The sequence below is a fragment of the Actinocorallia aurantiaca genome, from assembly GCF_039533685.1.
GTDB lineage: Bacteria > Actinomycetota > Actinomycetes > Streptosporangiales > Streptosporangiaceae > Actinocorallia > Actinocorallia aurantiaca.
Genome location: NZ_BAAATZ010000007.1, coordinates 162,699 through 187,807, shown reverse-complemented (window position 1 = coordinate 187,807; position 25,109 = coordinate 162,699). Strand labels below are relative to the sequence as shown.

23 protein-coding genes and 1 riboswitch are annotated in these 25,109 nt (G+C 71.1%); of the genes, 10 read left to right on the top strand and 13 right to left on the bottom strand.

Annotation, left to right across the window (positions count from 1 at the left end; all coding sequences use genetic code 11):
- From ABD327_RS11355 to ABD327_RS11345, 3 genes are all read right to left on the bottom strand, one after another.
- Positions 1 to 1,030 (bottom strand): precorrin-2 C(20)-methyltransferase (locus tag ABD327_RS11355; RefSeq protein ID WP_344450265.1); only part of this gene is annotated, 1,030 nt, incomplete at its 3' end.
- Complete coding sequence (locus ABD327_RS11350; protein WP_344450264.1) at positions 1,027 to 1,683, bottom strand: precorrin-8X methylmutase; 657 nt, start codon at positions 1,681 to 1,683, stop codon at positions 1,027 to 1,029. The genes ABD327_RS11355 and ABD327_RS11350, both read right to left, overlap by 4 nt.
- Positions 1,684 to 1,837: 154 nt before the next feature.
- Complete coding sequence (locus tag ABD327_RS11345; protein ID WP_344450263.1) at positions 1,838 to 2,944, bottom strand: nitrite reductase; 1,107 nt, start codon at positions 2,942 to 2,944, stop codon at positions 1,838 to 1,840.
- Positions 2,945 to 3,011: 67 nt separating this feature from the next.
- Positions 3,012 to 3,203: riboswitch (cobalamin riboswitch) on the top strand.
- A 78-nt stretch (positions 3,204 to 3,281) separates the two neighbouring features.
- Between ABD327_RS11345 and ABD327_RS11340 the strand changes: the two genes are divergently transcribed.
- Genes ABD327_RS11340 through cobF form a run of 3 tightly spaced genes read left to right on the top strand, consistent with a single transcriptional unit; the run spans position 3,282 to position 8,451 of the window.
- The gene (locus ABD327_RS11340; RefSeq protein ID WP_344450262.1) at positions 3,282 to 4,061 is read left to right on the top strand and encodes a (2Fe-2S) ferredoxin domain-containing protein; all 780 of its coding nucleotides are present in this window, start codon (positions 3,282 to 3,284) and stop codon (positions 4,059 to 4,061) included.
- Positions 4,058 to 7,681, top strand: coding sequence for a cobaltochelatase subunit CobN (cobN, locus tag ABD327_RS11335; RefSeq protein WP_344450261.1), 3,624 nt, complete (start codon positions 4,058 to 4,060; stop codon positions 7,679 to 7,681). The genes ABD327_RS11340 and cobN overlap by 4 nt, the downstream gene beginning before the upstream one ends.
- Positions 7,678 to 8,451: a precorrin-6A synthase (deacetylating) gene (gene cobF / locus ABD327_RS11330; protein ID WP_344450260.1), complete on the top strand. Its 774-nt coding sequence runs from the start codon at positions 7,678 to 7,680 to the stop codon at positions 8,449 to 8,451. The genes cobN and cobF overlap by 4 nt, the downstream gene beginning before the upstream one ends.
- Positions 8,452 to 8,495: 44 nt before the next feature.
- Here cobF and ABD327_RS11325 read toward each other — a convergent pair whose 3' ends face one another.
- The 3 genes from ABD327_RS11325 to ABD327_RS11315 all read right to left on the bottom strand — a co-directional run bounded on the left by ABD327_RS11325 (position 8,496) and on the right by ABD327_RS11315 (position 11,728).
- Complete coding sequence (locus ABD327_RS11325; protein WP_344450259.1) at positions 8,496 to 9,722, bottom strand: FAD-dependent oxidoreductase; 1,227 nt, start codon at positions 9,720 to 9,722, stop codon at positions 8,496 to 8,498.
- A gap of 232 nt (positions 9,723 to 9,954) precedes the next feature.
- Positions 9,955 to 11,043: a sensor histidine kinase gene (locus tag ABD327_RS11320; protein WP_344450258.1), complete on the bottom strand. Its 1,089-nt coding sequence runs from the start codon at positions 11,041 to 11,043 to the stop codon at positions 9,955 to 9,957.
- Positions 11,036 to 11,728: a response regulator transcription factor gene (locus ABD327_RS11315; protein ID WP_344450257.1), complete on the bottom strand. Its 693-nt coding sequence runs from the start codon at positions 11,726 to 11,728 to the stop codon at positions 11,036 to 11,038. Before ABD327_RS11315 ends, ABD327_RS11320 begins: the two co-directional genes overlap by 8 nt.
- An 87-nt stretch (positions 11,729 to 11,815) precedes the next feature.
- On the opposite strand from ABD327_RS11315, the gene ABD327_RS11310 reads away from it, so the two are divergent.
- Positions 11,816 to 12,511 (top strand): M15 family metallopeptidase, encoded by a 696-nt coding sequence (locus ABD327_RS11310; RefSeq protein WP_344450256.1) that lies wholly within the window; start codon positions 11,816 to 11,818, stop codon positions 12,509 to 12,511.
- Entirely contained in the window at positions 12,508 to 13,584 is a 1,077-nt protein-coding gene (locus ABD327_RS11305) for an endonuclease/exonuclease/phosphatase family protein (RefSeq protein WP_344450255.1), read from the top strand. Before ABD327_RS11310 ends, ABD327_RS11305 begins: the two co-directional genes overlap by 4 nt.
- A gap of 181 nt (positions 13,585 to 13,765) precedes the next feature.
- Here the strand turns inward: ABD327_RS11305 and ABD327_RS11300 are convergent, their stop codons facing one another.
- The 3 genes from ABD327_RS11300 to ABD327_RS11290 all read right to left on the bottom strand — a co-directional run bounded on the left by ABD327_RS11300 (position 13,766) and on the right by ABD327_RS11290 (position 17,563).
- The gene (locus ABD327_RS11300; protein ID WP_344450254.1) at positions 13,766 to 14,728 is read right to left on the bottom strand and encodes a winged helix DNA-binding domain-containing protein; all 963 of its coding nucleotides are present in this window, start codon (positions 14,726 to 14,728) and stop codon (positions 13,766 to 13,768) included.
- Positions 14,725 to 15,456, bottom strand: coding sequence for a hypothetical protein (locus ABD327_RS11295; RefSeq protein WP_344450253.1), 732 nt, complete (start codon positions 15,454 to 15,456; stop codon positions 14,725 to 14,727). Before ABD327_RS11295 ends, ABD327_RS11300 begins: the two co-directional genes overlap by 4 nt.
- Positions 15,457 to 15,586: 130 nt before the next feature.
- A complete protein-coding gene (locus tag ABD327_RS11290) occupies positions 15,587 to 17,563 on the bottom strand; it encodes a hypothetical protein (protein WP_344450252.1) in 1,977 nt (658 codons plus the stop codon).
- A 138-nt stretch (positions 17,564 to 17,701) separates the two neighbouring features.
- Between ABD327_RS11290 and ABD327_RS11285 the strand changes: the two genes are divergently transcribed.
- From ABD327_RS11285 to ABD327_RS11270, 4 genes are all read left to right on the top strand, one after another.
- Positions 17,702 to 19,036 (top strand): hemolysin family protein, encoded by a 1,335-nt coding sequence (locus ABD327_RS11285; RefSeq protein WP_344450251.1) that lies wholly within the window; start codon positions 17,702 to 17,704, stop codon positions 19,034 to 19,036.
- Positions 19,008 to 20,594, top strand: coding sequence for an alpha-L-fucosidase (locus tag ABD327_RS11280; RefSeq protein ID WP_344450250.1), 1,587 nt, complete (start codon positions 19,008 to 19,010; stop codon positions 20,592 to 20,594). The genes ABD327_RS11285 and ABD327_RS11280 overlap by 29 nt, the downstream gene beginning before the upstream one ends.
- Before the next feature lie 73 nt (positions 20,595 to 20,667).
- A complete protein-coding gene (locus ABD327_RS11275; protein ID WP_344450249.1) occupies positions 20,668 to 21,318 on the top strand; it encodes a HemK2/MTQ2 family protein methyltransferase in 651 nt (216 codons plus the stop codon).
- Positions 21,302 to 21,526, top strand: coding sequence for a CDGSH iron-sulfur domain-containing protein (locus ABD327_RS11270; RefSeq protein WP_344450248.1), 225 nt, complete (start codon positions 21,302 to 21,304; stop codon positions 21,524 to 21,526). The genes ABD327_RS11275 and ABD327_RS11270 overlap by 17 nt, the downstream gene beginning before the upstream one ends.
- On the opposite strand, the gene ABD327_RS11265 is transcribed toward ABD327_RS11270, so the two are convergent.
- The 3 genes from ABD327_RS11265 to ABD327_RS11255 are packed head-to-tail and all read right to left on the bottom strand — an operon-like array spanning position 21,497 to position 24,271.
- Positions 21,497 to 22,534 carry an iron-containing redox enzyme family protein gene (locus tag ABD327_RS11265; protein WP_344450247.1) on the bottom strand — a complete coding sequence of 346 codons (1,038 nt, stop codon included), beginning with the start codon at positions 22,532 to 22,534 and terminating at the stop codon, positions 21,497 to 21,499. The genes ABD327_RS11270 and ABD327_RS11265 overlap by 30 nt on opposite strands.
- Positions 22,531 to 23,637 carry a carboxylate-amine ligase gene (locus ABD327_RS11260; RefSeq protein ID WP_344450246.1) on the bottom strand — a complete coding sequence of 369 codons (1,107 nt, stop codon included), beginning with the start codon at positions 23,635 to 23,637 and terminating at the stop codon, positions 22,531 to 22,533. Before ABD327_RS11260 ends, ABD327_RS11265 begins: the two co-directional genes overlap by 4 nt.
- Positions 23,638 to 23,644: 7 nt before the next feature.
- Positions 23,645 to 24,271, bottom strand: coding sequence for a flavodoxin family protein (locus tag ABD327_RS11255; protein WP_344450245.1), 627 nt, complete (start codon positions 24,269 to 24,271; stop codon positions 23,645 to 23,647).
- A 188-nt stretch (positions 24,272 to 24,459) separates the two neighbouring features.
- On the opposite strand from ABD327_RS11255, the gene ABD327_RS11250 reads away from it, so the two are divergent.
- Positions 24,460 to 24,717, top strand: coding sequence for a DUF6343 family protein (locus ABD327_RS11250; protein WP_344450244.1), 258 nt, complete (start codon positions 24,460 to 24,462; stop codon positions 24,715 to 24,717).
- 21 nt (positions 24,718 to 24,738) lie between these two features.
- Here ABD327_RS11250 and ABD327_RS11245 read toward each other — a convergent pair whose 3' ends face one another.
- Complete coding sequence (locus tag ABD327_RS11245; RefSeq protein WP_344450243.1) at positions 24,739 to 24,945, bottom strand: DUF1918 domain-containing protein; 207 nt, start codon at positions 24,943 to 24,945, stop codon at positions 24,739 to 24,741.
- Positions 24,946 to 25,109 lie beyond the last annotated feature (164 nt).

Here is a 25,109-nt window from a genome sequence, read left to right as displayed (position 1 = left end):
CCACGGCGACGCGTTCGCCGGAAGCCGCCAGGCGCAGGGCGAACGAAGCCCGGTCGACCTCCACGGTGTTGCCGCTGGCGTGGCGTCGCAGGCCGGGGCGCTGGGGGACGCGGTTGACGTAGGGGGCGTAGCCGACGACGTGGTCGACGGCGGCCAGAGCGTCGGCGGCCTCGGGTGTCAGCCACTCGTCCGGGCCGGGGCCCAGGCCGATGACGAGAAGTTCGGTGGCTTCGGCCTCCCCGGCGGGGAGCGGGGCGGGCTCGGGTGAGCCGGTGAGGCGGGCGGCGGGGGCGCTGGTCGTCCGGACGCCGTTCACGCTGTCGCCGGTGACGACGATGAGCGAGAAGTACGGGACGGTGTCGGGGTCGACGTCGCGGACGGGGCGCCAGCGCTGCTCGGGCATGGAGGCGCGTTCGACGTACAGGGCGTCGTCCAGTCGGCCCGCCTCGGCGAGGGCCTGGCGTACTCCGGCGAAGGTCCGGCCGAGCTTCATGATGATCGCGCCCTGGGTGTCGGCGAGCCGCCGAGCGAGTTCGGGGACGGGCAGCGTCCCGGGCAGGACCGTCAGCACGTCGGTGTGCCGGACCAGGGGACTGGCGACCGCTGCCGCTGCGGCCGACAGCGAGGTGACTCCCGGCACGATCTCGGTGGGGAAGTCGGGGGAGAGGCGGTCGTGCATGTACATGTACGAGCCGTAGAACAGCGGGTCCCCCTCGGAGAGCAGCACGACCGAGCGTCCCGCCTTCAGGTGGGCGGCGAGCCGTTCGGCGCAACGCTCGTAGAACTCGGCCATCGCGCCCGCGTAACCGCCCGGGTGCTCGGTCGAACCCGTCGTCACCGGGTAGACGAGCTGCTCTTCGACGGCCGTGGCCGGTATGAGGGAGGCCGCGATGCGCCGGGCGTTGGAACTCCCGTCGGTCTTCGCGTGGTAGGCGACGACGTCGGCCTCCGCGATCAGCCGCGCGGTCTTCAACGTGATGAGTTCGGGATCTCCGGGGCCGACGCCGACTCCGTACAGCTTTCCGGTCATTCGGCTTCCTTCGCGAGCGCGTTGAGGGCGGAGGCGGCCATGGCCGAGCCGCCGCGCCGCCCCCGGACGGCGAGGAACGGCAGGTCCAGCTCGGCCGCGCATTCGATCAGCGCGTCCTTGGACTCGGCGGCCCCGATGAAGCCGACCGGAACACCGATGACGGCGGCGGGTCGGGGGGCTCCGTCGAAAAGCATCTCCAGCAGGTGGAACAGGGCCGTCGGGGCGTTCCCGATCGCGACGACCGATCCCTCCAGCCGGTCGGCCCACAGCGACACCGCGGCCGCCGAACGGGTCGTGCCCCACTGCCGGGCGAGGTCCGGGACACGCGGGTCACGCAGGAGGCAGAGCACCTCGTTGTCCTTCGGCAGCCGTGCGCGGGTCACCCCGGAGGCGACCATGTTGGCGTCGGTGAGGATCGGCGCCCCGGCCTCCAGCGCGGCGCGGGCCGCCGACACCAGCCGATCGTGGACGACGAGGTCTCCGGCGAGGTCCACCTGCCCGGTGGCGTGCACCATGCGGACGGCCACCTTCTCGGCGTCGGCCGGCAGGTGCGAGAAGTCGCTCTCGGCACGGATGGTCGCGAACGAGTCCACGTAGATCGCGGCCCCGTCATCGGCATAGGCGAACCGCCTGGTCGGGCGAGTCGGGTTCAACGAAACTCCTAGCGGGAAATTCCGGCCTCGGCCGGGAGAAGGCGCGACGAAGCCGCGAAGGTCGAAGAGACGGGCCGGCGGAGTCCCGCGCGGACCGGTCGGAGAGCCTCCGCGGTCGACCGCGGGAATCCGGTTTATCGGTACGAAAAGGAGGTCAAAGTAGCTCCGAAGCGGATATGTCGGGAATGATGATGCTGCGCCAGGGCGTCACGATGATCCGCGAGCCCAGCGACGCCAGTCGGACGGCCTCCCGAGCGGAGAGCAGACCACCGGGCACGGCGAAATGCCCGGCCTGACGCCCGTCGTCCTGGCCGATTCCGCCGAACGGCGGCACGGGCGCGACGTGGGTGCGCGGGAGGCGAGTGAACGGCGTTTCCGGGAGACGGCCTTCCGCTTTTGGTGTTCGCGGATAGGGCTCGGTGCTCCGGTCGAATAGCGGCACGGGAATGACGTCGTGGGTGCGCGGAGGGTGAGCGAGCGGCGTTTCTGGGAGACCGTCCGCCGTTTCCGGTGATCGAGCGTCGAGGCCGCTCTCGCCGAGAAACGGCGTGGGCGCGACAAAATCGGGACGCGGTTCGGAAAAGGGCGGGGCATCGAGTAGTTCGCGACCTGTCTGGGGGAGTTCGTCGACATGCCAGGCGGCGGCGTCGCCGTTTCCCCGGATTCGCAGGAACTTCCGGGCGAAGGCGAGGAGGGCCTCGGGTGCTTCGGAGAGTGGGATGGCGGGGCCCCGGTGGGCGGTGCCGATCCGGACCTGCGCGTGGGAGGCGTCCAGGGCGAACAAGCCCAGGTCGAAGCGGTCGGCGGACACGTCGCCGCGGCCGTCGTCCAGGCAGAACAGGAACTTTCCGGGCAACCCGGCGAGTTCGGGATCGGCGCACAGGAGCCGGTCTAGTTCGGCGGCGACCGGGCGCAGGTTCGCGCGTCCGGAGGCCAGCCCGGTCAGCGGGGATACCAGGATGTTGCGCACCCGTTCGTGGGTCGGGCTGGGCAGCAGGCCGGCCTCTCGCACGGCCTCGACGAGCTCGGCGGAGAGGCGTCCGCCGGTGTGGGCGATGCCGCGGATCTGCAGGTTGGCGCGGCTGGTGAGGTGCAGGTTCCCGTCACCGAAGGCCTCGGCGACCGACGCGAGACGGCGCAGCGCGCCGGCGTCGAGTTCGCCGCCGACGAGGCGCAGCCTGATGAGGGCGCCGTCATCGGCGATCCAGGGTCGCAGCACGCCGGGGCATCGGTCGGCACGGTCACGGGTCACGGGCGACATGGTGCCACAGCGCTACGGATGCTCCCGAACGGCGAATAGCGGGCATCCGTGGTGTTGACGGACGCTGGTACATTGCTCGTGCCTTGGTGCTCGGGAAGCCGGTGTGAATCCGGCGCGGCCCTCGCCACTGTGAACGCCGAGTCGCACGACCCTCGCCGACGAGTCCGCTCGTCGGAGGCCACTGGACGCCAGTCCGGGAAGGCCGGATGTGCGGCGCTGACGCGTGAGCCAGGAGACCGGCTGAGGCGCGTCATGTTTTCCACGAGGGTCTGGAAGTAGAAATGCGCAGTCGATCGCCCGTGCCCTGCCACGATCCGCATGGTCCTGTTCTCAGGCGGTGCGTCGTGCAGCGGCACCCGTGCTGACCGGGGAGCCGAACGGCGGCCGGACCGCCGCGGTGCTGGTCGGGATGTCACCGGGGGAAGCCGCCCGCAGGGGCGAGCTGCTCCGGCTGGCGCAAGACCTGCCGGGAGCCTCGGTCGCCTTCCTGCAACTGGCCGACCCCTCGCTGAGCAGGGAACTCACCCGCCTCGCCGACCTCGGCGCCACCCGGATCGCCCTCATCGGCGTCTCGTTCGGCAGGATCGCCCCGGCCCGGTCGTGGCTTCGCCGCATCGCCGCGCACTGGCTGCGCGAACGCGGAGACGGAGCCCCCGCCCTGCTGCCCGGCCTGGACCTGCTGGAGTCCGCCGATCCCGAACGGGCCGCCCGGATCCTGGCCGACGCGCTGGACTTCGGCTCACCCGTCACCGGCACGGAGGCCGGCCTGGAGAGCCCCGCCTGGGAGCACGTCCCGCGCCACCGCCACCAGGTGCTCCTCTGCCGGGGCCCGCGCTGCACCGCCAAGGGCTCGGACGCCACGGCCGAAGCGCTCGTCCTGGGCCTGATGGCCTGCGGCCTCACCGACGACGACGTCCTGGTCACCCACACCGGCTGCCAGTTCCCGTGCAACCACGCACCGGTCGTGAGCGTGCAGCCAGACGACGTCTGGTACGGCGGAGTCGACGCCGAGACGGCACGCGAGATCGTCGCGGGCCACCTCCGGGACGGCCACCCCCTTACCCGCCACCGGCTCGAACGTTCCCCGCTTCCGCCTCGCGACCGAGGAGAGTCATGACGCGCATCGCCCTGCTGTCCACATCCGACACCGACCTGCTGTCGGCCCGCGCGTCCGGAGCCGACTACGCGCTCGGCAACCCCTCCCGGCTCGACACCGCAGACCTTCCCGGCGTCCTCGACGGCGCGGAGCTGGTCGTCGTCCGCATCCTCGGCACGGCGCGTTCCTGGCAGGACGGCCTCGACGCGATCGCCGCGCGGGACGTGCCGTTCGTCGTCCTCGGCGGCGAGCAGACCCCGGACGCCGCGCTGATGGGCCTGTCGACGGTGCCGGTCGGAACCGCCGCAGAAGCCCACCGCTACCTGGCGCAGGGCGGCCCGGCGAACCTGGCCCAGCTCCACGCCTTCCTCACCGACACGGTGCTGCTCACCGGCATCGGATTCGAGCCCCCCGCCGTCATCCCGGACTGGGGGTACGCGGACAGGACGCTCCCGCCGGGGGACCTGCCCCGCATCGGCATCCTGTACTACCGCGCCCACGAGACCAGCGGGAACAACGCGTTCGTCCACTCCCTGGCGGACGCGATCGACGAGACCGGCGAGGCAGTCGGCGTCCCGCTCTACGTCTCCTCGCTGCGCACCGCCCCCGGCGACCTCTACGACGCGCTCGCCGCCTTCGACGCGCTGATCGTCACGGTCCTGGCGGCGGGCGGCACCGCTCCGGGCACCGCGAGCGCCGGAGGGGACGACGAGGCCTGGGACGTCGAGCGGATGCGGGCTCTGGACGTCCCCATCCTGCAGGCGCTGTGCCTGACCTGGTCGCGCGAGGCGTGGGAGGGCTCCGACGACGGCGTCTCCCCACTGGACTCCGCCACCCAGATCGCGATTCCCGAGTTCGACGGGCGCATCATCACGGTGCCGTTCTCGTTCAAGGAGCTCGACGAGGACGGCCTTCCCCGCTACGTGGCGCACCCGGAGCGGTGCGTCCGGGTCGCGCGCATCGCCGTCGCCCACGCGCGGCTGCGCTGGATCCCCGCGGCGGAGCGCCGGGTGGCGCTCATGCTGTCGGCCTACCCGACCAAGCACAGCCGCATCGGCAACGCCGTCGGCCTGGACACCCCCGTCTCGGCGATCCGCCTGCTGCGCGCGATGCGGGAACGGGGCTACGACCTGGGCGGACCGGGAGAGATTCCCGGCCTGGACCCGCTCCCGCCCGTCGAGGGGGAGGACCCCGACACGGCCGCCGGAAACGCACTCATCCACGCGCTCATCGAGGCGGGCGGCCAGGACGAGGAGTGGCTGACCGACGCCCAGCTGGCCGAAGGCGCGGTCCGCATCCCCGCCGACGACTACCGGAAGTGGACCGCGGACCTGCCCGCCGAACTCACCGGCGCGATGGCCGAGACCTGGGGCGAGGCCCCCGGCAGGCTGTTCGTCAACGACGACGACGAGATCGTCCTGGCGACGATCCGGGCCGGCAACGTCGTCATCATGATCCAGCCCCCGCGCGGCTTCGGCGAGAACCCGGTGGCCATCTACCACGACCCCGACATGCCGCCCTCGCACCACTACCTGGCCGCCTACCGCTGGGTGGAGCACGGCTTCGGCGCCCACGCCGTCGTCCACCTGGGCAAGCACGGCTCGATGGAGTGGCTCCCCGGCAAGAACGCGGGCCTGTCCGCGGCGTGCGCGACCGACGCGGCCATCGGGAACCTCCCGCTGGTCTACCCGTTCCTCATCAACGACCCCGGCGAGGGCGCCCAGGCCAAGCGGCGCGCGCACGCCACGATCGTCGACCACCTGATCCCGCCGATGGCGCGGGCCGAGTCCTACGGCGACGTCGCGAAACTCGAGCAGCTCCTGGACGAGCACGCCAACATCGCGTCCATGGACCCGGCCAAGCTGCCCGCGGTCCGCGCGCAGATCTGGACCCTCCTGCAGAGCGCCGAGATGCACCGCGACCTCGGCCTGGAGGACCGCCCCGGCGACGAGGACTTCGACGACTTCCTGCTGCACGTCGACGGCTGGCTGTGCGAGATCAAGGACGTGCAGATCCGCGACGGCCTGCACGTGCTGGGCCAGGCGCCCGCCGGCCAGGTGCGGGTCGACCTGGTGCTGGCCGTCCTGCGCGCCACCCAGATCTGGGGCGGCGACACCAAGGCGCTGCCCGGCCTGCGCGCCGCGCTGGGGCTGAAGCCGGACGCGTCCGCCGCCGACGTCGACGCCGTCGAGGCGACGGCGCGTTCGCTGGTGTCCGACCTGGAGGAGGCGGGCTGGGAGACCTCGGCGGTCGCCGGGATCGTCCGGGCGCGGCTCGGCCGGAATGACGAGACGGTCACGAAGGTGCTGGAGTTCGCCGCCGAGCAGGTCGTGCCACGCCTCGCCGCCACCACCGACGAACTCGACGCCGTCCTGCACGCGCTCGACGGGGGCTTCATCCCCGCCGGGCCGTCCGGTTCTCCGCTGCGCGGGCTGGTGAACGTCCTGCCGACCGGCCGCAACTTCTACACCGTCGACCCCAAGGCGGTGCCGTCCAGGCTGGCGTACGAGACGGGCAGCTCCATCGCGGACTCCCTCCTCGCCCGGCACCTGGCCGACACCGGGGAGTACCCGCGTTCGGTGGGCCTGTCGGTGTGGGGCACCTCCGCGATGCGCACGTCCGGCGACGACATCGCCGAAGTGCTGGCCCTGATCGGCGTCCGGCCCGAATGGGACGAGGCCTCCCGCCGCGTGAACGGCCTGACCGTCGTCCCGCTCGAGGAGCTGGGACGCCCGCGCGTCGACGTCACCGTCCGCATCTCGGGCTTCTTCCGGGACGCCTTCCCGCACGTCATCGCGATGCTCGACGACGCCATCAGGCTGGTCGCCGAACTGGACGAACCGGACGAGCAGAACTTCGTCCGCGCCCACGCCAGGGCCGACCTGGCCCGCCACGGCGACGGGAGAAGGGCCACCACCCGCATCTTCGGCTCCAAACCCGGCTCCTACGGCGCGGGCATCCTCCAGGTGATCGAGGCGGGGACCTGGCGCGACGACAAAGACCTCGCCAAGGTCTACACCGCCTGGGGCGGCTTCGCCTACGGCCGCGGCCTCGACGGCGTCCCCGCCGAAGAGGACCTGCGCGCCAACTACCGCCGCATCACCGTCGCGGCCAAGAACACCGACACCCGCGAACACGACATCGCCGACTCCGACGACTACTTCCAGTACCACGGAGGCATGATCGCGACCGTCCGGGCGCTGACCGGCAGGGCTCCGGCCGCCTACATCGGCGACTCCACGACCCCCGACGCTGTCCGGACCCGCTCCCTGGCCGAGGAGACCGCCCGCGTGTTCCGCGCCCGCGTGGTCAACCCCCGCTGGATCTCCGCGATGCGCCGCCACGGGTACAAGGGCGCGTTCGAACTCGCCGCCACCGTCGACTACCTCTTCGGCTACGACGCCACCGCCGGCGTCGTCCACGACTGGATGTACGAGGCCCTCGCCACCAGCTACGTCCTGGACGAGGAGGTCCAGCGGTTCATGCGGCGCGCCAACCCGTGGGCTCTGCGCGGCGTGATCGAACGCCTTGACGAGGCCGCCGAACGCGGCCTGTGGGAGTCCCCCGACCCGGAGCTGCTGGAGGAGTTGCGCCGCGTCCACCTCGAGGTCGAAGGCGACCTGGAGGACGACGGCCGGTGAGACGCGTCCGCATCATCGGCATCGGCCCCGGCCATCCCGACCAGGTGACGGCCGAAGCCGTCCGGGCCATGAACGAGGTCGATTATTTCCTCGTCCCCGACAAGTCCGCCGACCACGCCGGAACGGACGGCCTCCTGCGCGCCCGCGAGGAGATCTGCCGCCGCCACCTGCCCGGCGAATACCGCATCGTGACCGTTCGAGATCCCGAACGCGACCGCGACGACCCCGCCGACTACCGGCGCGCCGTCGAGGACTGGCACGAGGCCCGCGCCGCCGCCTATGAGCAGGCGATGCTCGCCGATCCAGGTGACGTGGGTTTCCTGGTCTGGGGTGATCCGTCCCTGTACGACTCGACCGTCCGCATCGTCGAACGTGTCCTGGCCAGGGGAAATCTCACCTTCTCCTATGACGTCATCCCGGGCGTGAGCAGCCTCCAGCTCCTCGCCGCCCGCCACCGCCTCGTCCTCAACGACATCGGCACCTCCCTGACGGTCACCACAGGACGCCGCCTCCCCGCCGAGGCCGCGGCGGGCAACGACAACATCCTCGTCATGCTCGACGGAGCCCTCCGCTGCCGCGCACTGCCCGACCCGTCCGCCTGGCACATCTGGTGGGGCGCCAACCTGGGCTCCCCCGACGAGGCCCTGGCGGCGGGCCGTCTGGACCAGGCCCTCGACGGCATCCTCCGAGCCCGCGCCGAGGCCAAAGCCGCCTCAGGCTGGGTCATGGACACCTATCTCCTCCGCCGCGTCTCCTCCGCTCGCCCCTGAGGCCCGGGGTCTTCGCCCAGCGGTCCCGTCAGGACTGTTCCAGGTCAGCGGGGGAGATCCGAGAGGTAGTCGCTGATGTGGCGGAGCCACCAGGTGTAGGCGGGGCCGGTCAGGCGGTCGGGGACGAGACGGCTGAGGACCGGGAGGTACCTGTTGACGCACTCGGTGCCCGCGGCCAGGGCGATCCGCGCGGCGCGCCGGGAGCGCTCACGCTCGTACCGGCGCAGCGCCACGGGGAGATCGGTGGCCTCCCGCAACGCCGAGATCAGCGCCCAGGCGTCTTCGAGCGCCTGGTTGGCACCCTGCGCCTGGGTGGGCGGCATGGTGTGCGCGGCGTCGCCCACCAGCGTGCACGGGCCTCTGCCCCACACGCGCGGCACCCGATGCCGGTAATGAGGGAAGAACTCGACCTCGCCGTCGATCGCAGCCAGGACCTCGGGCACGGGCGACGCCCAGTGCCCGAACCTCCGCCGAAGGTCATGGACGGGAAGCTCGGGCAGCGGGTCACCCGGTGTCCACCGCCGGTCGAACCACCACTGCACCAGGTCCTTCCCGGCGGGCATCAGCCCGCACACGCCCTCCCTGCCGACGATCAGCATCCCCTCGCGGCGCTCGGCCAGGCCGAGGGGGACGCGACCCAGCCCCTGCCAGGTCGCCCAGCCGCTCGGTTCACCCGGATCCCCGCTGCGGGAGAGCTGCTCCGAAAGGGTCCGGACGACCGAGTCCTCGGTGTCTTCCACGGCGATGAACTGCGGCGTTCGGTCAGATCCGCCGGGATTCTGCCCCCACAGCGCGCGACGTACCGCTGAGCGGTGGCCGTCCGCTCCGACGAGCACGTCCCCGGTCTCGCTGCTTCCGTCGGCGAAGTCCAACCGCACTCCGCCCTCGTCATACGCAAGGCCCGTGCAAGCCCTCCCGAAGGAGACGGCCCCGTCGGGCAGGCCGTCGGTGAGCAGGCGGATCAGCCGCCGCCGGGGCAGGCACACGTGTTGCCGCCCATACCGGCGGACCGCAGACGCCGCGTCCATCCGCAGCAGCCGCCGCCCGTCGAACGCGTACTGCACGAGCGCGTCGACCGGCGCGCCCTCCCCGTCCAGCGAGACTCCCAACTCCGCGAGGATCCCGGCCCCGTTGCTCCACAGCGTCAGTACCCCGCCCGACGTCCGAGGCCCGTCCGCCTTCTCGAAGACCCGCACGTGATGCCCATCAGCGGCCAGCCCCCGCGCCAACGCGAGCCCCCCCACCCCCGCCCCGGCCACCAGCACCCTCATCGCGTCCCCACAGACGGCCCCTTCCCACTTTCGCGTCCCCTTCCCAGAGGACTTCAGCCGACGGGCCGGAGCGGCTCCGGAACCGCCGGCGGAAGGCCGACCCCTGTCCGGTAGCAGAGGGGTCATTTTCCACCGAGCCCGGCACGACGTTCATGCTGCAGCCCTAGGCTTCTGCCCTCAGTGTTCTTGTCGCGGATTCACCGCAGTGGTGGCGCATCAATTCTTTGATTCTTCACCTGTCGGTGTGCGGGGCCGTCGTGGGTAGTTCCACGGTGATGCGGATTCCGCCGGCGGGGCGCGGGGCTAGGGTGAGCGTTCCGTCGTGTGCCTGGGTGATGGTCTTGACGATCGCCAGGCCGAGGCCGACGCCCGCGTGGTCGGTGTGTATGCGTTCGGTGCCGCGCTGGAACGGTTCGGTGAGCGTCGAGACCAGTTGCGGGGTGAGCTTCTCGCCGGTGTTCTCGACGGTGAGCGCCACGGTCTTGGGGCGGACGCTGGTGTTCACCCACACGGTGCCGTGTTCGGGCAGGTTGTGGACGATCGCGTTCTGCACGAGGTTCATGGTCAGCTGCAGCAGGAGCGCCTGCGATCCGATGGCGGGGGCGATGTCACCTGAGGTCTCGATGGTGACGCCGCGCTTTTCCGCCAGGGGGAGGAGCGTCTCGGCGGCTTCTTCGGCCAGGAGGGACAGGTCGACGTGCTCCCGGGTGAAGGACCGCCGTTCGGCGCGGCTGAGCAGGAGCAGCGCTTCAGTGAGGTCGATCGCCCGGGTGTTGACGGCGTGGAGGCGTTCGATGACTTCGCCGGTGTCGCGGTTCGGATCGGTGCGGGCCACGTCGAGAAGCGCCTTCGAGATCGCCAGCGGGGTGCGCAGCTCGTGAGAGGCGTTGGCCGCGAATCTCCGCTGTTCGGCGACGTGCGCCTCGAGCCGCTCGAGCATGCCGTCGAAGACGTCGGCGAGTTCGCGGAACTCGTCGTCGCGGCCCGGTAGCCGGATCCGGTGGGAGAGCGACCCGTTCGTGGCCATGCGTGTGGCGTCCGTGATCCGGGTCAGCGGAGCGAGCATCCGGCCGGCGAGGACCCACCCTCCGACGAGGCCGAACACCAGCAGGAAGAACAGCACCGCGCCCGCGGCCGACGCGAAGTCGTGCAGGAGGGTCGAACGGATCAGCACCCCTCCGGGGACGCTCGCGTAGGCGGGCAGGTGGCGCAGGGTGAAGATCCACACCGCCGCGAGCAGCAGGGCGCCCGCGAGCATGAGGAACCCGGCGTAGCTGAGGGTGAGTTTGAGGCGGACGCTCGGTCCGGGCGCTCTATCCACGGCCTTCTCCGTGCCCGGCCTCCGGCCGAGCGTCGATGCGGTAGCCGGAGCCGGGCACGGTGGCGATGATCCAAGGCTCGCCGAGACGCTTGCGCAGTGCCGAGACGGTGATGCGTACGGCGTTGGTGAACGGGTCGGCGTTCTCATCCCATGCCCGCTCCAGGAGCTCTTCGGCGCTGACTACACCGCCTTCGGCGGCGACGAGGACTTCGAGCACGGCGAACTGCTTCCTGGTCAGTGCGACGTAGCGGCCGTCCCGGTAGACCTCTCTGCGGAACGGGTCCAGCCGCAGACCGGCGATCTCTCGTACGGGCGGCCTGCTGTGGGCACGTCTGCGGTCGAGCGCTCTGAGCCTGAGGACGAGCTCCCGGAGCTCGAAAGGCTTGGTGAGGTAGTCGTCGGCGCCGAGCCCGAACCCGGAGGCCTTGTCGTCGATCCGGTCGGCGGCGGTGAGCATGAGGATCGGCATGCCGCTGCCGGAGGCGACGACGTGTTCGGCGATCTCGTCCCCGGACGGCCCGGGGATGTCGCGGTCGAGGACGGCGATGTCGTAGGCGTTGACGCTCAGCAGTTCCAGAGCGGTACCGCCGTCGCCCGCGATGTCGGACGCGATCGCCTCCAGGCGCAGGCCGGCGCGGATGGCCTCCGCGAGAAAGGGTTCGTCCTCGACGATCAACACACGCATACGATCGATGCTACGGGCCGGCGCATATCGTCGGCGTATCGAAAATTCCATACGTGCCGGCAACGTCACGCTGTCTTGACTGGCCGTATGTCTCGAATACCGGCCCCGGCGCGAAAAGCGTCCCGCAGGATTCATTGGATTCTCGGCGTCGGCCTGATACTCGTCATTGCGATGATCGGTGCGGCACTCGCCTTTCAGCCGCAGAATTCCTCGCCCTCCTCGACCGCGTCGTGGTCCTTCCCCACCGCATCGCCCTCGAACGCTCCTCGCAATGCGCAACGCGGTTCGCCCGGCGAGAAAGGCCCTCGCAGTGAACGCCGTGGTCCGCTCGGCGAGGCCGACGGTGTCGTCCCCGACGGCGTCACGGTTTTCGACGACGCGATCGCGGCCGTGGTCAACCTCGATCCCGGTCTCCTCAAGGCGCTCCGCCGGGCCGCGACGGACGCCGCGAACGAAGAAATCGAATTCTATGTCAATAGCGGCTGGCGTTCCCCGGCGTACCAGAATCAGATTCTTCGCGAAGCGATCTCCGAATACGGATCTGAGAAAGAGGCGGCGCGGTGGGTGGCGACCGCGGCGACCTCTCTTCACGTGAAAGGAGAGGCGGTCGACATCGGGCGCTCCGATGCCACGGCATGGCTGTCGAAAAACGGTTCCGAGTACGGGCTGTGCCAGATCTACAGGAACGAGGCCTGGCACTACGAATTGCGCCCAGAAGCGATCGACCACGGCTGCCCGCGCATGTACGCCGATCCCACCCAGGACCTTAGGATGCGGAAGTGACCGACAGTATGCGAGGACGGGCTCCGGTGGACGAGGCCGAGCCCGGGCAGGGCGGTGTCGGCCGTCGTCGCGCGGGCGTCCGCCGGGCGCTCCTGATCGCCTCCCGGCCGGAGCCCTGGAGGCGCGGCCCGGTGCTCGCGGCGTCGGCACTGCTGCTGGGTCTGCTCATGCTGCTGCACGCGAAGATCCCGAACCGGCCCGGGAACCTCGGCAGCCTGGTGGAGACCTTCCTGCCGTGGTTCGGCCTGGGCGTTCCGGTGCTGCTGGCCGGGGCGCTGTGGCGCCGCTCCGCCTCCGCGGTGGCCGCGCTGCTGCTGCCGGTCGTGGCGTGGGCGTACCTCTTCGGCGGGCAGCTCGCCGACAAATCCCACCCGGGCGCCGACCTCACCGTGGTCGGCCACAACGTCGGCGCCGCCAACCCCGACCCCGCCGGCACCGCCCGCGCCCTGGCCGCCTCCGGGGCGGACGTGCTGGCGCTGGAGGAGCTGATCCCGCAGACCATGGGCACGTATCAGAAGGAACTGGCGAAAACCTACCCGTACCACACGGTGCTGGGCACGGTCGGGCTGTGGAGCAGGCTGCCGCTGTCGGACACCCGGCCGATCGACGTCATGAACCACGGGCCGCTGGCGGAGACCATACCGGCCGACGAGAAGACGGCTCCGAACCGGGCGCTGCGCACCACGGTGGCCACGGACCACGGGCCGCTGGCGGTGTACGCGGTCCACCTGGGGTCCGTACGGGTGAATCCCAGGGCGGGCTTCTGGACGGCCTCGCGGAACATCGGCGTGCAGGCGCTCGGCAAGGCCGTCGCCGCCGAGGAGAACAAGCGGGTGGTGCTGCTCGGCGACCTGAACGGCACCACGGACGACCGCGCGCTCGCCGGCCTCACCTCACAGATGCGCTCGGCCCAGGACGAGGCCGGGAGCGGCTTCGGCTTCACCTGGCCGGCGTCCTTCCCGGTGGTACGGGCCGACCAGATCCTGGTCCGCGGCGTGAAGCCGGAACGCTCATGGGTGCTGCCGGCCACCGGCAGCGACCATCTGCCGGTGGCGGCCGGAATCAGCTGGTGAACAGACCTCCGCCCGCCTCACCGCAGGCGCCGCGTCCAGCCGGAGCAGCCGCCGTCCGTCGAACGCGTACTGCACGAGCGCGTCGACCGGCGCGCCCTCCCCGTCCGGCGAGACGCCCAGTTCCGCGATGATCCCGGCCCCGTTGCTCCACAGACGGCCCCTTCCCTCTTCCCAGAGGACTTCAGCGGACGTGGCGGAGCGGCTCTCGGAACCGGACGAGGTCGGCCAGTTCTGCGGAGCAGTCGGCGGGTTCCCACAGGTCGATGCGGCCGCCGGGCCAGACGCCGACGATCCGGCCGTCCGCGATGACGGTGGGGCGGAGGACGCCGCCGCCCGGATGGACGTCGCGGTGCCGGGAGGCGGGGACGGGGCGGGTGGTCCAGCCGAGGAGGTACTCGTCGTAGGCGGGGAGGAGACGGACGAAAGAAGCTGCCGGGGCCGGGGTAGGGGCGGGCCCGGGGAGGTCGCGCCAGGCGCGGCGGGCCGTGCGCAGGGGGAGGCCGGACCAGAGGGCGAGGTCCTCGGGGGTGCAGGGGTGGTGGGCTCGGCGGTAGCGCAGGGCCAGCTCGCGCAGGGCTTTGCCCTCGTCCTCGGGTTCGGTGGGGAGCGGAGATCCCAGCCAGTCGACGGTGTGCACGTAGGTGGGCTTGCCGTCGCGTTCCGGGCCCAGGACGGTGAGGCCCGCGTGCGCGCCCAGCAGGGCCAGGTGGACGATCGCCTGGCCCTCCTCGGAGAGCCGGGCTCCCAGTTCCGCCTTGGTCAGGGGGCCCTGGTCGCGCAGGGCGCGGTCGATCCGGCGCAGGGCGTCCTCGTAGGAGGTCTCGCGGCCGAGTTCGCGGAGGCGGCGCAGGGAGGCGGTCGCGGAACCACGGACGAGAGGCGGGAACCAGGGGGCGTCCTCGGCCGCCACCAGGTGGAGGGTGCCGCGCGGTCCCCGGCAGCGGATCACCGAGCGGTCGGTGCGCGCGGCGTCGATCTCGGCGCGGGTGACGCCTTCCATCCGGGCCCGGAAGGCCAGCGGGAACGCGGCGACGTCCTGGGCCTGGACGGCCAGGAGGGCGCGGACGACCTCTGTGACGCCGCCCAGGGGCGGTCGGTGCAGGAGTTGGGAGGCCGCTCTGACGGCGGGCGCGGGCTCGTTCAACCGGCCGGGGCGTCGCCGTGGGGGACGGTGATCCAGACGGCGGAGGCCACGGCCAGGAGGGTGCCGTCCTCGGTGTGGAGGGCGGAGTGGCTGAAGATCTTGCGGCCTTCCGGGAGGGCGGAGGAGGCCGTGATGACGTGGCGCTTCCCGGGGACGGGAAGGGTGTGGACCTGGGCGGACATGCGGCCGAGGACACGGGGTCGTGCCGACAGGTCCTCGGTCCAGCCGCTCGGGCAGTCCAGGGCGGCCCAGACGAGGGCGGGGTCCAGGGTGCCGTCCGCGTTCGCCGAAGAGGGGTCGGGGGTCCAGAGGCACGCGACCTCGCGGGGGCGGCCCGGGAGAGGGCCGGGGGTCAGGGCGAGCCCATCGCGGGCGGGGCGGTCCAGGCCGCAGACGAAGCACGTCGGAAACGGGTGGTAGGCGTGGCCTTGGTAGCGCGAATGGCACGCTTCGGCGGCCTCCGCGGAGACCGGGGGGACGGCGTGGATCTGGTCGACGCCCGGGGCGACGGTGGCGATCACGTCGTCGCCGTGCAGGATCCGGGCCTCTTTCTCGCCCGGTTCCACGGTCAGGGGAGTGTCCAGAGGCGGGGGGAGGCGGAGCGTGACGATGGACCTGGGCAGCCTCGGGTCACCCGCCGCGGCGGCGAAGAGACCGCAGGCGTAACCGCCGTTGGCGCTGCCCGCCGGGCCGTTGTACCGGCCGGGTATCACCAGTTCGTCCGCCATGGCGCCTCCTCTCCTGGCCTCGGGGAAAGCCTAGCCCGGTGAGGACCGTGAAGGTCGGGCGAGGGCGGCCCTGCGGATCGTTCAGCGTGCGCGGTCATGGTCGGCGGGCGGCCGAGAGCTGCGGCTCCGTTCATCCTCCAGGGGCGGCGGTGCAGGGGGCGCCTTCGCACACGTCCACGATCTGGCCCGTTTTCAGGAAGGCGGCCGCCTGGAATCGGGCGCTGGGTGACTTCCGGGGGTCGGAGTGGGGGTCGCGGCCTTCGGTGGGCGGGGTGTTGGTGAGGGGGCCGTAAGGGGAGCCGCTGTCCCAGATGATCAGGGCCGAGCCGGTGTGCGGGTAGTTCTCGATGGCCGGGATGTCCCAGTACGGGATGGTGTCGGGGTTGCGGCCGGGGGCTACGGCGGGCCGGTGGATCCGGGCGCCGATGGTGCGGGCCTGGACCTCGGCGGTGAGCGGGGAGACCTGGTGGTCGCCGAATGCCACGTGCAGCAGGACCCGGTGGGAGGGGGTGCCGGGCAGGGGGTCGTCGGTGAGGTGCTGGGCGTATCCGTTGGCCTCGGCCCGGTCCCAGAGCATCTGGGCCAGCGCGAGGTTGAGCTGCTGGTCGAGTTTGTCGGGGTAGGCGAGGTTCATGACGACGGCGTACTGGGTGAAGTCGACGCTGCGGTTGAGCAGCGTGCTGTAGTTCATGCCGGGTACGCCCAGTACGGCGTGCCGGATGTCGGTGGAGACGGCGGTGAGCGCGCCGCCCATGATGCCGCCCTGGCTGTTGCCGTAGTAGGCCAGGTCGTGCGAGACGTCGATGACGGGCTCGCCGTCGGCGTTCTGGAAGGCCTTGTGCTTCGGCAGCCCGGTGGTCATGGCGCGGCCCAGCCAGAGCATGTTGAGGATGCCCTGCTGCATCCGGTCGGCCATGGAGGGGAAGTTGCCGAAGTCGGCCAGGGAGACGACGGCGTTCGCGACGTCGTCCTTCGACAGGCCCGCCCATTTGGTGGCGCAGAAGACGAAGCCGTGCTCGGAGGCGAACGCCTTGATCGCGCCGGAGCCGACCTCTTCCTCGCTGCCCAGGAGTCCGTGTCCGTAGAGGGAGGCGCGGCCCGGTTCCGTGAGCGTGCTGCGGGGGATCTCGCACTGGAACGCGGTGACCTGGACGTTGAGGGGGAGCCGGGCCGGAAGCCCGTCCGGGCCGTACCGGAATCGGGAGCCGGGCAGGCCGCCGTAGGTGTCGAGGTAGCTCGGGACGGTCATCGTGCCGCGCACTCTGCGGGCGATCGGGTCGCCTTCGGGGTTGTCGATGACCTCGGTGACGAGGAACGACGGGCTCTTGTCGCCGAGCCTTCCGAAGGCGTCGTCCCGGATGTGCAGCATCCGTTCGGACAGGTTGCGCTCGCTGGCGATGGTGAAATCCCAGGCCAGGTGGAGGCCGTCCGTGCCGATGCCGTGCCGTCCCAGGTCGGCGACGACCTTCTTGGCCGCCCGCTGGCGCGCGTACAGCGGATCACCGTCCGGAAGCGCCGGCCCGAGCAGCGTGCGGAAGACGTCGTTGGGCTCGAGCGCCTGCCCGGAGGCGTTCTTCAGGTCGCGCAAGGCCACCACGTACCGGTGGCCTTCGAGGAAGTTCCGCGCCGGCCGGATGATGAGGGCCTGCCGTTCGGGCGAGGCGGCGGCGCCGGCGTCGAGTTCGGCGAAGTACGGCCAGCGTTCTCCGGTGGCGGCGTCCAGGACGACGATCGGGGCGTCGTCGTGCAGTGAACGCGCCATGTCCGTGACGGGAGCCGCTCCCGTCGCGCCGAGATCCAGCCGGGGGACGTGGGCCAGCAGCATCGAGCCGGGGGAGAAGCCGTCGTTCCGGTTCCACTCGGCCGGGTCGATGTGCCTTCCCAGCCGGTTGCGGGGAGTCGAAGCGGGCGAGAGGTTCACGCGCAGGCCGGTCGCGGTGCTCGCGTCCGGCACGGTGTACCAGTCGCTGGGGAACGGCAGCAGGCAGGCGGCGGGGTCCACGGGGTCGCAGGTCGCGGGGTCCGTCGCCGGTCCGGCGGAGGCCGCCGGAGGGAACAGGACGCTTGCGGCGATGAGGACGAGCATGGCCAGGATCCGTCCGAGCACCTGTCACCTCCGTGACCCGGGACACTTTCTGCGCTGCTCGCACCATCCCTTTCCGGAGTGACGCGGTCAACCCTCAGAACACGGACATACTGCCGAACCGGCGGGTAAAGGGAGGGAGGAGAAAGGGTGGTGGAGTAATTGGGTGGTTACTGGGGCAACATCGCGCTGGTCCTGGTGTTGATCCTGTTGAACGCGCTGTTCGCGGGCAGCGAGATCGCGCTGATCTCGCTGCGGGAGGGGCAGCTGCGGAAACTGGAGGACGAGGGCGGCGCGTCCCGGCGGCTGGCCAGGCTCGCCCGGGACCCCAACCGGTTCATGGCGACCATCCAGATAGGCATCACCCTCGCCGGCTTCCTCGCCTCCGCGACGGCGGCCGTCTCCCTGGCGGAGCCGCTGGTGGGGCCGCTGGGCTTCCTGGGCGGCGCGGCGCGGGCCGCGGCGGTGGCGGCGGTGACGGTCGTGCTCACCTTCTTCACGCTGGTGCTGGGCGAGCTGGCGCCCAAGCGGCTGGCGATGCAGTACCCGCGGCGCTGGGGGCTGCTGGTGGCCGCGCCGCTGGAGTGGATGGCGCGGCTGTCCCGGCCCGCGGTGTGGGCGCTGGGCAAGGCCACCGACGGGGTGGTCAGGCTGTGCGGCGGCGACCCGTCGGTCGGCGAGGAGCCGGTCAGCCCCGAGGAGCTGAAGGAGCTGGTGTCCGGGCACGAGGAGCTGAGCGACGAGCAGCGCACGGTGATCTCCAGCGCGCTGGACCTGCACTCGCGGATCCTGCGCGAGGTGCTCGTGCCGCGCCGCCTGGTCTTCTCGCTGCCGCACGACCTCCCGGTCGGGCGGGCCCGGGTCGACCTGGCCAGGTCCGGGCACTCCAGGGCCCCGGTGGCGACGGCCGGGCACGTGGACGAGGTCCTCGGCATGGCGCACCTGCGGGACCTCGTCGGCGAGGACGAGGACGTGCCGGTCGGCTCCAGCGTCCGTCCGGCGATGGTGTTCCCCGACATCATGCGGGTCACGGAGGCGCTGCGGGAGTTCAAGGCCGCGCACCAGGAGATCGCGCTGGTGATGGACGAGAACGGCTCGCTCGCCGGCATCGTCACGCTGGACGACCTGATGGAAGAAGTCGTCGGACAGTTCTCGGAAGGGGTGGATCAGGACATTCTTTCCGTCAAGGGAGAAAGGGAGGGCGCGCTGCTGCTGCCCGGCACCTTCCCCGTCCACGACCTGCCCGATCTGAACGTGGACCTCGGTGAAACGCCGCACAGCGGGTACACCACCGTCGCGGGGCTGGTGCTCTCCAGGCTGGGGCGCCTCCCCGAACGGCCGGGGGATCGCGTCGAGGTCGCGGGATGGGATTTCGAGGTCGTCGAGATCGAGCGGCATGCCATCACAGCGGTGCGGCTCTGCCCGGCGCGTTCGGAGGAGCCGCCGCGAGAGCACGACGGAAGACGAGATGAAGAAGATCCGGAGGTTCCTTCTTAAGTACCTGGGCCTGGCGGCCCTCGGGTTCGTCCTGGTCTGCGTCGTCTTCCTCGCGGGCTCCAAGCTCTGGATGATGCGCGACGACTCCCTGGCCCGCATGACCACGAGCGGTCCGTTCACCGCGACCGCGGAGTCCCTCGGAAAGCACGCGCTGCCGTCCTGGTTCGCCGACGCCAAATTCGGGATCATGCTGCACTGGGGGCCGTACTCCGTGCCGGCGTTCGCGCCCAAGGGCAGGACCATCACCGAATCGCTGGCCGAGGACTACGACCGGGCCATGACGAGGAATCCCTACGCGGAGGACTACGCCAACGCGATGAAGGACCCGTCGTCGCCCACCGCGGTCCACCACCGGGAGCATTACGGGACGGCCCCCTACTCCGACTTCGCGCGGAAGTTCGACGCCGGTCTGAAGAAATGGGATCCGAAGGGCTGGGCCGCCGCGTTCGAGGAGGCGGGGGCGTCCTATGTCGTCGTCACCGCCAAGTACGCCGACGGCTATTCGATGTGGCCGACCTCGGTGCGCAACCCGCATGCTCCTGATTTCCATGCGAAACGCGATCTGCTGGGCGAACTGGCGAAGGCGGTCCGGGCCCGGGGGATGAAGTTCGGGGTCTACTACTCCGGCGGCGTCGACTGGACGTTCCGCCGCGAGGTGATGCAGACGTTCGGGGACTACGCCTACCAGCCGTACGGGGAGGACTACCGCGCTTACGCCGTAGCCCAGGTGAGGGAGCTGATAGAGCGCTACCGGCCCGACATCCTGTGGAACGACGTCTTCTGGCCCACGGGGGAGAAGAGGCTGTTCTCGCTGCTGGCCGACTACTACAACACCGTCCCGGAAGGCGTCGTCAACGACCGGTGGGAGACGGTCTCGTTCGGTCGGCAACTGCTGGGCTGGAAACCGGTGCGCAAGGGTTTCGACGTCCTGCTGAAGACCGTCCTCTCCGACCCGGAGTCGGCGGACCGGCTCAGCACGTCCAAGGACGTCGTGCACAGCGATTTCCGCACTCCCGAATACAAGTCCCACGACACCGTCCAGAAGAAGTTCTGGCAGCAGGACCGGGGGATCGGCGGTTCCTTCGGGCTGAACCGCACTGAGACGAACGCCGATTACGCCTCCACCGAGGAACTCCTGAACGAGCTGGTCAACGCCGCCGCGAACAATGGCGCCCTGCTTCTGAACCTCGGTCCCGACGGAGGGGAGGGGGCCATCGTTCCCGAGCAATCGAGCCGTTTGAAGGCGATGGGCGCCTGGATGAAGGCGAACCGCGAGGCGCTCGACGGCGCCCGGCCCTGGAACCGTTCGTCCACGACCACCACGGACGGCATGAAAGTCGTCTTCACCCGAAAGGCGGACGTCCTCTACCTGACGGTCCTGGGCCGTCCCAGGGGCCGGATCGTGCTGGAGGACGTCGCTCTCACGGGCACCGCCACCCATCTGGGCTCCGGCGGGCGGGCCGAGCTGTCCGCGTCGGACGGAGGCACCGGCATCACCTCCGGCGCGCTCGACGGTTCCCACGCCCCGGTTTTCAAGATCTTTCCTTCCGGTCCCTGATGGACCGATGTGAGAAAAGGGATGTTTGGGTCATTTCGGGTTTGTAGCGCTTACCTGGTGGTAGCTGAAAGTAGTGGCCATTTTCAGACTGCCGGGCGTATACCGGCCGCAAGGAGACACGCACCTGCTGTGCGAGGCGCTGAAAGAAGCCGGGGTGCGCGGAGCCAGGGTTCTGGACGTGTGCACCGGCACCGGACGGGTCGCGCTGTCGGCCGCCCTCCACGGAGCCGCGAGGGTGACGGCCGTCGACGTCTCATGGAGGGCCGTGATGTCCGCGCGCGCCAACGCGCTGATGCGCGGCGTGAACATCCGGGTCCGCCAGGGAGACCTCTTCACCCCCGTGAAGGGGGAGAGGTTCGACGTCATCACCATCAACCCGCCCTACGTGCCGAACCTGAACGGGGAACCCGGACGGCACGGCCGGGAACGCGCCTGGGACGCCGGGCCGCGCGGGCGGGCCACCCTGGACCGCGTCTGCGAACAGGCCCCGAGGCAGCTGGGCCCCGGAGGGCTCCTGCTGATGGTGCATTCGGCGCTGTGCGGAGTGGAGACGACCCTGGACGCGCTCCGGACGTCCGGGATGAAGGCCTCCGTGCTGCTGCGGCACGATGAGCCCTTCGGCCCCGTCATGCGGAGCAGGGCGGACGAACTGGCGTCCCACGGGCTCATCCGGCACGGTCAGGACCGGGAGGAACTGGTGGTGATCCGTGCCGAAAGAGCGTGAACCGCGCCGTGTCGTGCTCGATCCCGACGGGCCCGTCCTGGTGGAGGGGCCCGTCGAGATCGTCATGGAGGACGGCTCCACCGTCGTCTTCGACCGGTTCATGGTGGCGCTGTGCACCTGCCGCCGCAGCCGCGACTACCCGCTCTGCGACACCAGCCACCGCAGGAAGACGCGCGGTTCAGCGCCGGGGAAGCTCCGCGAGGAGTGAGCCCCGGCCGGCCCGCCAGCACTCCAGCAGGTGGGAGCCGAGCCTCTCCTCCAGCAGTTCGGTCGCCTGGACGCCGAAGACGACGTCCGCGGCGAGTCCGGGCTCGCGGTCCAGCAGGTCCCCCACGACGTCGCGGCGCAGCACCTGCTCGTGCACGGCGTCGGCCTCGATGTGCTCGGTGAAGAAGACGGTGGAGTACCGGCCCGCGCCGAAGCGCTCCAGCGCCTGCGCCATGCGGCGGGCGCTCGGCGCGGTGGTGATCTCGGCGGCGGCGAAGTGCCCGATGAGGGAGCCGCGCAGCGCCCGGTGCAGGCCGAACATCGACATCATGTTGACGGGCGCGAGCGCGACGGCCGGGGCGATCTCCAGGTAGTAGAGGTAGCCGGTCTCCAGGCCGGCCTCCCCCATCAGGTCGGCGAAGAGCCGGGAGTGCATGCGGTCGGCGTGCCCGCCGCCGAACTCGTCGAACTCGACCGCGACGAGCGACGCCTTGGCCTGGCCCTGCAGGCGGGGGATGACCCAGGCGTGCGGGTCGGCCTCCTTCAGGTGGTAGATCGAGCGGTGGACGAGGTACTCGCGCAGCTGCCACCACTCGCCGTCGTCCTTGAGGTGGTGGGAGACGCCGGGCGCGTCGAGGTCCTCCACCAGGAGCTCCCCGAGGGCGGTCCCGACGTCGTCGCCGCCCGGCACCCCGGCCTTCAGGGCACGGAGGAACGCCTCCTCCAGGTCGCGGCGGAGCCTCAGGAGGTCCGGTTCCCACTCCCAGGCGGAGTCGACGCCGGCGAAACCCCGGTAGTGCAGTTCGTAGCAGACGTGCAGCGCGAGCTGGACGTCCTCCCCGAACGGTTCCGCGCCGTCCAGCCCGTCGGCGGGGCCGGACGGGAGGGCCTCGGGACGCGGCGGGCCCTGCAGGGCGTGGACGACCAGAGCGGACAGGGGGCCGCGCGGGCGGGGAAGACGGGCCTCGGAGAAACCGGTCGTCTCGATATGAGCGGTCGTGATGGTCATGATGCCCCATTCGTCGAGAGGAGCGGGATGGAGGTCGTCTGCTCGGCGAGCATGTCCACGACGGCGCGCAGGCCCCCGGACGCGGCCTCGCGCTGCCGGGACGCTCCGGTGCCGTCCGCACCCAGGCGGTCGAGCAGGGCCTGGACTTCGGCGAGGTCGCCGTTCTGCTCCAGGAACGGACGGGCGGTGGCGAACAGTTCCTTGACGAGGTCGGCCGCGGCGACGGGATGCTCCTTCCGCAGGTCGACGCCCTGGCCGTCCAGGCCGTACCGGGCGGCCGACCACACGGCGGCAGCGCACAGCTGCTCGTTGAGACGCGGCGCCTCCCGTCCGGCGTCCAGCTCCGACAGCGCGTGCTCCACCAGTGCGCGGGTGAGCGCGGCCTGCAGGACGGCGTCGTCGACGCGCCCCCCGACGTCCGCGACCCGCACTTCCACCGTGGGGTACGAGGGGGAGGGGCGGGCCAGCCAGAACGTCATGCGCTCGTCCGCCAGCGCGCCGCACTCCACCAGCCTTTCGACCCGGCGGTCGTACTCGGCGGCGGAGCCGAAGTACGGCGTGATGCCCGACCCGGGGAACCGGGTCTGCTCCACCATCCGCCAGCTCGCGTAACCGGTGTCGCGTCCCTGGTGGTAGGGGGAGTTCGCCGACAGCGCCAGCAGCGTGGGCAGCCACGGGGAGAGGTGGTTGACGACCGCGACGGCCGTCTCCCGGTCCGGCACGCCCACGTGGACGTGGCAGCCGCAGCACTGGTAGCCGCGGACGACGGCGGCGTACACGTCGGTGATGCGGGTGAAGCGCGCGCCCTCGGTGGGCGGCGGGTCGGGGGAGGGCAGGACGGCGGTGCCGGAGGCCACCAGCCGCAGCCCTTCGGCCCGCGCGGCGGCGGCCAGGGAGAGCCGTCCTTCGGTGAGCTGGCGCCGCACCTCGTTCAGCTCGGCGCACACGCCGGTGGCGGCCTCGACCTGGGTGGCCAGCAGCTCCGAATGGAGTGCGCCGGACGTGGGCCTGGCACGGTCCAGCACACGCGAGGCCCGAGCGGCGGTGCCGCCGGACACGGAGTCCACCAGCAGGAACTCCTCTTCCACTCCGACCGTCTTCATGGCTTCCTCATTCCGGAGGCGCCGGAACGGGGCGGGCGGCCAGCGCCTCGGCCACGGCGAAGAGGTTGGAGGCCATGGCGCGGCCGGTCTTGGCCGACCACTCGTGGCCCTTCGGATCGTCCAGGTAGTTCGGTCCGGGGCCCGGGCCCAGGTGCCAGTAGGTCCAGGCCTGGCCCGGGATCGTGTAGCCGATGTCGGCGAGACCGCCGCTGATCTCACTGATGACGTGGTGCGCGCCGTCCTCGTTGCCGGTGACGACGACGCCCGCCACCCGGTTGTACGCGACGGGCCGGCCCTGGTCGTCGGTCTCCGAGAGCATCGCGTCCATCCGCTCCAGTACGCGCTGGGCCAGGGAGGAGGGCTTGCCGACCCAGGTGGGCGAGGCGACGACGAGGATCTGGGAGTTCACCAGCAGGTCGTGGACGCGCGGCCAGTCGTCGCCCTCACCCAGGTCGGTCTTCACGCCGGGAGGCACGTTCAGATCGGCGATCCGCACGAATTCGACGGAAACGCCGCGGTCGCCGAGTTCCTTCGCGACGACCTCGGCCAGGGCCTGGGTGTTGGAGGGTTCGGGGGAGCGTTTCAGCGTGCAGTTCAGGACGACGGCACGCGGTGGGGATTCGTGATCGGCCATGTTCGTGCCTTGCCCCGGGTTCTGGTGGTGAAACGCGAACCGTGTGATTACAGATGCTCTTTCGGGTGGTTTCGTATGTTTTCTTGGCCTGAGCTTTCCCGGGTGTCTGATTGCCTGGAAAAGCACGGCGATCCGGACGGAGGAGTCCGAAGTCGTCCCCGAGCCCGCGGCCTGAACCGGGAGAACCGATGCCCTGGAAGCGCCTTCACGGCACCGAGCTGGACCCGAGGACGGCGGGCGGCCACCTGCCGCCCGCCCGCAGCGCCCTGACCCTCCGCCTGGCCCTGGCCGCCTTCGGCCTCCTGGCGGGGCTCGTCGGCGTGGCCGTCGTGCTGATGGCGGACGTCCCCTGGGGCTTCGCCGTCCTCTTCGGCCTCATCGCCCTCACCGCGCTCGTGGACCTGGTCGTGGTGGCCGGGCGGAAGCACCGCGGCGAACCCGGCTGACCGGTCCGGGGCGCCCGGGGATCACCCGGGCGCCGGATGCCCCGCGTAGTGCGTCACCCTGGCGTCCGGCCCCGGAAAGAACAGCGAGATGTGCCCGTTGTCGGACCAGCGCACGTAGTAGGGCGGATCACCCGCCGGATTCGGCACCTCGACGACCACGCCGTCCCGGAAGACCCCGTGCTCGTCATGCCGCAGGATGTCGATTCGATCTCCAACAGCGGCTTTCACCGGATCTCTCCTCCCAGACTCCACTGCCCGTCGGAGGGTTCTCCTCCAGGGTACGACGTCCGCGCCCCGGACCTCGGGCTCCGCCCCAGGTCAGCGGCCCGCAGTCGGCCGATTACCGGTTGTCGGCGGATCGGTGCTACAGTGATGTCAGTTGCAGTTGTGGT